This window comes from Bacteroidales bacterium (assembly GCA_018334875.1).
Classification (GTDB): domain Bacteria; phylum Bacteroidota; class Bacteroidia; order Bacteroidales; family UBA12077; genus JAGXLC01.
The window spans coordinates 1-7,506 of record JAGXLC010000207.1; the positions used below are offsets into that span (position 1 = coordinate 1).

General features: G+C 41.5%; 5 protein-coding genes and 1 riboswitch. Of the genes, 2 read left to right on the forward strand and 3 right to left on the reverse strand.

The genetic code is table 11. The features are described 5' to 3' along the window. Positions 1–162 precede the first annotated feature (162 nt). A complete protein-coding gene (gene yiaK, locus KGY70_14325) occupies positions 163–1,170 on the forward strand; it encodes a 3-dehydro-L-gulonate 2-dehydrogenase (protein ID MBS3776367.1) in 1,008 nt (335 codons plus the stop codon). Positions 1,171–1,227: 57 nt separating this feature from the next. Here yiaK and KGY70_14330 read toward each other — a convergent pair whose 3' ends face one another. The 3 genes from KGY70_14330 to KGY70_14340 form a co-directional block, all read right to left on the reverse strand. Beyond that, a complete protein-coding gene (locus KGY70_14330; GenBank protein MBS3776368.1) occupies positions 1,228–3,054 on the reverse strand; it encodes a DUF3857 domain-containing protein in 1,827 nt (608 codons plus the stop codon). Between the two features lie 27 nt (positions 3,055–3,081). Then, entirely contained in the window at positions 3,082–5,040 is a 1,959-nt protein-coding gene (locus tag KGY70_14335; GenBank protein MBS3776369.1) for a DUF3857 and transglutaminase domain-containing protein, read from the reverse strand. Positions 5,041–5,412: 372 nt separating this feature from the next. Then, positions 5,413–5,805, reverse strand: coding sequence for a hypothetical protein (locus KGY70_14340; GenBank protein ID MBS3776370.1), 393 nt, complete (start codon positions 5,803–5,805; stop codon positions 5,413–5,415). 223 nt (positions 5,806–6,028) lie between these two features. Beyond that, a riboswitch (SAM riboswitch) is annotated at positions 6,029–6,132 on the forward strand. 224 nt (positions 6,133–6,356) lie between these two features. Here KGY70_14340 and KGY70_14345 point away from each other — a divergent pair. Then, the coding region (locus tag KGY70_14345; GenBank protein MBS3776371.1) for an aspartate kinase at positions 6,357–7,506 on the forward strand (1,150 nt) is incomplete at its 3' end.

Genomic DNA, 7,506 nt, shown 5'->3' on the forward strand with positions numbered 1-7,506 from the left:
GAACAGAGAAGTTAAGCCCACCAGCGCCGATGGTACTACGACAAGTGGGAGAGTAGGTCATCGCCGTCTTTTTAAAAAATCCCGTCCCGCCTCTGAGGCAGGACGGGATTTTTTTTATTTTTATACCTGCTCAATAATACACTTCCTAAAATTCTATGGAATATGGATACTGAAAGAGTTTTCTTCGAACAGATGCGTTCAGAATTTAAACGCATTTTACTTAACCACTCCTTGACCGAAGACCAAGCCGGCCGTTGTGCCGAAATTTTTGCCGTTAATAGCCTGGAAGGTATATACTCACATGGGGTTTATCGTTTTCCGAGATTCATCAGGCATCTCCTAAAAGGATATATAGACGTTCATGCAAAGCCTGAACTTATAAATTCTTTAGGATCGCTGGAGCAATGGGAGGGGAATCTTGCGCCTGGTCCATTAAATGCTGAGTTTAGCACCAATCGTGCTATGGATATTGCCGAACAATATGGATTGGGAGGGATTGCCCTGGCCAATACCAACCACTGGATGCGGGGTGGAACTTACGGATGGCAAGCTGCCAGGAAAGGTTTTGCTTTTATTGGCTGGACCAATACAGAAGCCAATATGCCCGCCTGGGGTGCCAAAGGTTCCCGGCTGGGAAATAATCCACTCGTTATTGCCGTACCTTTTGAAAACGAAGCCATTGTTCTTGACTTTGCCATGTCGCAGTATTCATACGGAAAGATGGAAAACAAAAAACTGGAGGGGGAACAATTGCCATATCCGGGTGGATTCAACCGAAAAGGCGAGCTTAGTACCGATCCTTCAGAAATATTGGAAAGCGGACGGGCCTTACCCATTGGCTACTGGAAGGGTTCAGGTTTGTCGCTTCTGCTTGATATTTTAGCCACCCTTTTGTCTGGTGGCTTATCTACCCATCAGCTTAGCAAACGGGAAGCAGAATATGGGGTTTCCCAGGTTTTTATCGCCATGGACCTGAAAAAGCTTAGCAATTATCCTTCCATCGAATCCACCATTTCAGATATTATAGATGATCTGAAAAAATCTGCCACGGATAAACCTGAGGCAAAGGTTCTTTATCCCGGTGAAAATGTAGTGGCCACACGGAATGAGAACCTGAAAAACGGCATTCCGGTAAATAAACAAGTATGGGAGGAAATAAAGAAATTGTAAAAAGTTAGAGCCTGCAACATTTGTTTTTATATGTCCCTTAAATGCCTCGTATGTGGTTCAAAAACTAAAAATCAGTTTTCTGTAATTGTCCTTATACCAAAGGTTCATGATTTCTTTCAGTTTGTTATAATCCGCAGGTTGAATGGTTTTTTCCGTAACCTGAAGTTCCCTTCTGATCTGAATATTGCCATTTTCCTGCTGAATCCGAATGGTTACCGAGCCGATATCATTGTTTTGTCTAATGTCTATATCTCTGTTTTCCAATTGTAGCGATTCAGGTACAGTTAGGGTATAATTGTAATTAACATCAACTGGCCACCCCAATTCCACAGGGGTTATCCGCGATGCGGTTAATGTCTCCAGATGCCACTGGTCCAGGCCGGTGTTTATTTCAGGTATCGTCATGAACCTGTAATTGCCCTGTTCTTCTGGCATAAATTCCCGGTTAATGGTATAATGGATTTGACTCATTGCGGGAGAAAGACTGTCCAACTGATAATTTCTTATATCTGAAGCGTTAAATCCGGGTGATAAAAGCGATTGAGCTGAAGCCTCGTTTCTTTCCACCTCAAGATAAGGATTCTCGCAATGCGTGAGCCGGGCATCTACTTCCCCGGTTAGCCGGTTTGCATTATTCAGCTCCATATCTCCGGAGATTTCCACTGTACTAATATTTTCTTCCGGCTTGAGCCATTCGGGTGCATTTTTTTCGTGATCCAAAAGAAGGTTGACTTCATCCGAATACCCGTATTTTGCATTAATCCGGTTGCTGTTTACTGCAGAAAGATATATTGTTTCACCTTTATTGGAGACCTTTACATAATATTCTTCAAAGGTTTTCAGATTCCCCATGTTTTTCTCCGAAAATTCGGAAGGAATAATGCCCACCGTTTTGGCATTGATGCCCATTTCATTCAGAATGCTTACCAGTAATATCGTTTTTCCCAGCGTAGTACCTCCGTTGTCCTCAAGAACGGCTTCGTTGGATCTTAGACGGAATCCGGTATGCTTCAGAGGGATATCAAAATGGTTGATGTGATTCACCACCATATCCCGGATGGCCAGTATGCTGTCCATTCTGGTTGTGCTGTTACCTACTGCATCTGTAATGCTTTGCGCTATACTTTCCGGCAAACTACCGGAGAACTGTTCGGTAGTGTATTGGTATGCCCTGTTCAAATCCGCTGTGCTGAAAATCAGCCGTGGCAAATGCTGGTTGTATCTCGGCTGCTGATCCTCATGCTTAGTTGCAGGTAGATCCTCAAAAACCCATTTATATTCTTTCAGGTTTCCATTGTTGGAGATATTTAAATTTTCCTGTGCATGGAGTAGTTTATAGTTAAGCTTTTTATCTTCAGGAAATTTTACTTTGATAACAAGTTCCCGCACAGGGGAAGCTTTTGCGAGGACTTCATTGCCCATAAGAAAGGGCATAAATTCGGGCTTGCTTTCTATTTCATAATCCAGTCTCACGGTGGAATTTTTTTCCAAACCAGTATGGGTCACTACCATTTCCCTTAAGTGGTGAAACGGTGGGGCTCCGGATGCAAAACCAGGTAGCACTTCATTGTAGGCATTCTCAGGAGAAGGTACCTTTTTCCCTTCTTTGGTCTCAGTTACCGATCTGTTGATATTGAGCTCCTGGTATTCGGGATTGTATACAATGAATGTCTCACCATACAGGCGATTGAATGAGTAGTGACTGTGAAGGTCCAGTTCGTGTTGGTATCGGTAATCTATGGAGCCATCCTCATGAAGGGTGTACACTTTGGTAATTTTCTGGAAAAGCGCGTCTGCTTCTTTTTGTTCTTCTGTTGGTTGATCACAGGAGTTATAGATGGCCAGGGTGAAAATCAAAAGGGCAAATATCAATGGTCTTATCATGGTTCTCAATTTTCAACGTTCAAAATTTTATTTTTTTAAGATTACTTTTTCGTTGGCCAGCTTTTTCTGGGCTTCAACTACAGTTTTGAAATTATACCATTCATCTGCTTTATACTTTCTCTTTTCAAAACGGATGGTTTCATTCAGAATCAGTTTATTGTCTTTTATTTGGTAGCCGCCTTCGAAAGAAGCCGCTGAACCTTTTATTTTGCTGGCTTCCGGGATATACACGGCTTCTGAATGATCAGGCAGGTTAACTGTTTCATGTAATTCCACCAATCTGCTGCAACGATCCCTGAATCCAAATTTTCTTTCCTCCGCACCGGGATCGAAGCGGAGGTGATGGTTGGCATTTTGAAAGAGTTCCAAAGCCACAACAGGTGTAAACAGTATATTGTTTTTGCTTATGGTGGCATAGTTGGAAATCCTGTATTTCACTGTAATTTTCATATTTTCTTCCAGATATTGATAAGGCTCGCTGTATTCCATTTCCAGTATTTCAATGTCCGGTGATATTTTTTTTATCTTTTTTTCCAGTGTCCTGTCCCAGTCCGATTTGAAATTGCCTGTGAACATGCCCCTTAAAGCCGCATCGGATTGCCCTTCGGCTTCAATGGTAAACTGTCCTTCCAGGGTACCGGCTGCCTTAAGGGTTGAAGTGCCGTTCATTTTATAGTAATGATTTTCGGGTGGGGATATAGGTGTTTCCTTCAGGTCGGATCCTCCGGGAACTCCCATTAGGTAATCCTGTTGTTGTTCGAGACTCGACCATAATTCACGGGTGAATGGTACCCAGGTGGGGTCAAGCAACTTGTATTCTCCATTGTCCATCTTGACCAGGGTGACTGCATGGTTAAACTGATCTGCGGGGATGTCTTCAATACTGGAGCGGGCCATAGTCATTGCTGCGTAAGATTCAAATCCTGCTACTCTGAGCATCGTGACCAGCATGCCGGCTTTGTCTTTACAAACGCCACACCGGTCACGGAATGTTCTTGTACTTTTATGAAGGGTATATCCTTCGCCTTCTCCCATAGAGAGCCCTGAATATCTTATGTTATCAGCCACCCAGTGCGTCAAAAGGGATATGCTGTCCATTTTTGTGTCCGCATCTGTGAGAATTTCATCCACTTTATTTTCAATTGCTTCATTGTATTCAAAACTGCCGTAATCTTTATTGACATTATAGAACCAAAGGGATTTCTGTTCCCATTTTTCAGTGGTGGTGACGATCAGCTTGGGAGCAACATCTGAGACGGCGACCATATGAGGTTCTATTTCCACCGGTCCAATGTTGTTCTTTATGAAATTATACTGGATTTTATCTTTTGTGGTTGGGTATTGGGAAGTATATACATTGCCGTTGTAAAATTTGTAAAACAATTCCTTGGATTTTGGAAGTGAAAGTTGGTACACCTTCCTCTGCACAGGTTCTTCATTCCAGAATTCCACTATATCGTAGAAATGCCCTTCCATAGGGGGTACATATTTGTCATCGGAAGGCGGGGTGTCTTCCTGTAAAAGAGCGTAAGTAAACCCTTTCATGAATCTGACTACTTCCACGGCATCTCCCGGTTCCAGGTTGCCGATGTTCACCATTTTATGTCTTGCTCCCCAATAGATCATTCTGGCGGGAGCCGGATAATCCCTCTCCTTTTCCATGTCGAGCTCTTCTACTGTGCCGTCTTTCCTGTAGATCTTTACTGTCTTTATATCTACATGAGCCGATAGCGGATCATAACGATACTTCAGATGATTCAGCTTTTTGGCTCCTTCCGGAGTCAATACTTTGTAAAGCTTATGGTAGTCTCTATAGCTCAGGCCGCTTTCCTGAACGTCCACGCTTGTGGAATCGAAAATTACAAGATAGTCTGAATCCGGATAGTCTTCAGCATCCCCGGCATTCCTGATCAAACTGAAAGGAACCCCATATAACTGAAAGGTGAAGATGATGAAGAAAGAGAACAAAGTGATTTTTTTTAGCATGGTTGTTTGGGTTTTATGATCGCATTTTGGAGCCAAAATATAGAAAATTTTTTAATTGGAATGAATAAACCTTGATTTATTCATAATCTGTTATCCGGCCATAAGCAAAAACCATTAATTCCACACTTCCAATGCTCCTCCCCTCACAAGGGATGCGGGGAGGGTACGCGCCTTCAGAAGATTCTGAATCATTTGGCATTCATCCACCAGAATTTGGCATAATGAATTATTGTTTATTTAATATCACATACGTTCCATGGGTTCGGGTTTATCTTCCAAAGTTTTTTCAAAAACCTTATTACCCCTATATTAAACTTTACACATCTCAAGCGCTTCATAAACTTCACATTGTTCGCTTATGAATGGTACCGCCTAGCATGTCCCATGAGCAAGCAGAGCAACCCTTTTACTCTGTTTATAAAGTTCATTGTATTTTTTGCAGGCATCGGGGGTCTTAAGAAGCACCAATTCGTGAATGTTGTGTTTCCTGATCTCTTTTTTAACTTCTTCGGGGCACTCTATCTGGCCGTTAACTCCGGTACCGATAATCAGCGTATTGATATTTTTGTCAAAGACTCTGCTTACCATAGAGGGTTCCAGGGTATGCCCCTCCCTCTCTTTCCATTTCTTTACCTCGTCACCGATAAGGCATATGTCTTTACCTTTGCCTTTCTTGCCTTCATTGGTTTTGCCGTGCTCTTCGCCATTGATGACAAACTTTCCCCATGAAAAATGTTCGATGGGGCCTTTTGAATCATTGAACATGGTTTTAAGTTTTATACGGTTCGCAAATTGGTATATTGAACTTTTTTCGGAATGAAAACGTAAACAATTAGGATGTCATTTTGTACTGACATAAAAAATGATGAAATGAGAATCATTCAATATTCAATTCATTTTTCTTGAATTATATTTTGAATATTCCGATTTTCTTCATTTATTTGTGAGCTGATTCAAACCTCTTTATTTTCCACAATAAAGGGCGTTGGATTTATACAGAAGAGGGGAGAGACCAGGCTCTTTGAACCTCTAGCAACCGGTCCAAAAGTGACAAGGTGCTACTACCTGGCCCAAGACGGGGATTTATAAATCAAAACGCTAAGTCATGAGAACACAGAGCATTTTACGAAAAGAATTTTCCTGCCACGAAATCTGTTGCTTAAGGGATTATCATCTTACCTGCAAAGACTTCATAATGCCATTTTTGCCTATGTCCATGCGTTAACACCTGTTTATTCTGTTATCGAATCCAACAGGCCTGAAAAACAGGTCAAAGAATCCTCGTATTTTTATCTTTAATCATTAAACCTGTGAATATGCACAAATATCGTGTAGTGAAATTTGGCGGATCAAACCTGAAGTCTTTGGAGGATATAAAACAAATTCTTGAGGTTACCCGGTTGTATGATCAACCCCTGATTCTTGTATTTTCGGCCTTTTACGGAATTACAGATGAGTTGACGGAAGTTATTGAAAGATGCCGGGAAGATCAGAAAGATATTCATAATTTTACCGAAAAGATCAGGCAAATTAAATATGAGATATTCGATAATTATATCAAAGATCCCAAATTGAATGAGGAGGCTAAAAAAGACCTTGAACAAAGATTTGATGAATTGCAGAAAAAACTGATGGGGATTCATTATATAGGTTATATTCCTGACTTTCTGAGAGATGAAATCTTGAGCTACGGAGAACGCTTCTCGTCATTGATTTTTTCCTGCATCCTCCGGGCAAATGGTTTTGCAAGCAGGGAGCTGCTTCCTGAGGATATTCCTCTTTATACAGATGGTGAATACAGGAATGCCACAATAGAAACTGAATTGAGCCGGGATCATTTCAAAAAGTATCTGGATGGAACATTATATGTCATCCCTGGTTTTTATGGAGTTTCTTTAGAAAATAAGGTGACATTGCTTGGCAGGGGTGGCAGCGATTATTCCGCAGCCGCAATAGCCAATTGCATTGATGCGGAGTCTCTTGATGTATGGAAAGATGTAGACGGTTTCTTAAGTGCTGATCCCGGCATTGTTGACAATACAAGAAATGTTGGCTACCTTACCTATTCCGAATCTGCTGAGCTGGCTTATTTCGGTTCCAAGATACTTCATCCTCGGACTGTGGAGCCTTTGCGGAAAAAAAGCATTCCGGTGAACATATATAATATTCGTAATGTTACCGATATATCCAAGCCCCTCACTGTTATCAGCGAGAAAAGAAATGTATCGCGTGAGGTTATCAAGAGCATTTCTTATAGCGATGATTTTGGAATCGTTAAACTGGGTGGTTCGGGTGTAGGAGTTAAACCGGGAATTCTGGCGAAAATTACTTCAGAGCTGGATCAGGCAAATATCAATATTAAATCTGTGATCACCTCGCAGATAGCGATCAATATTCTGTTGGATATAAATGATCTTACGCGGGCAGAAACTTTAATAAGAAATGCAGAAGTAAAAGGAATAGAAA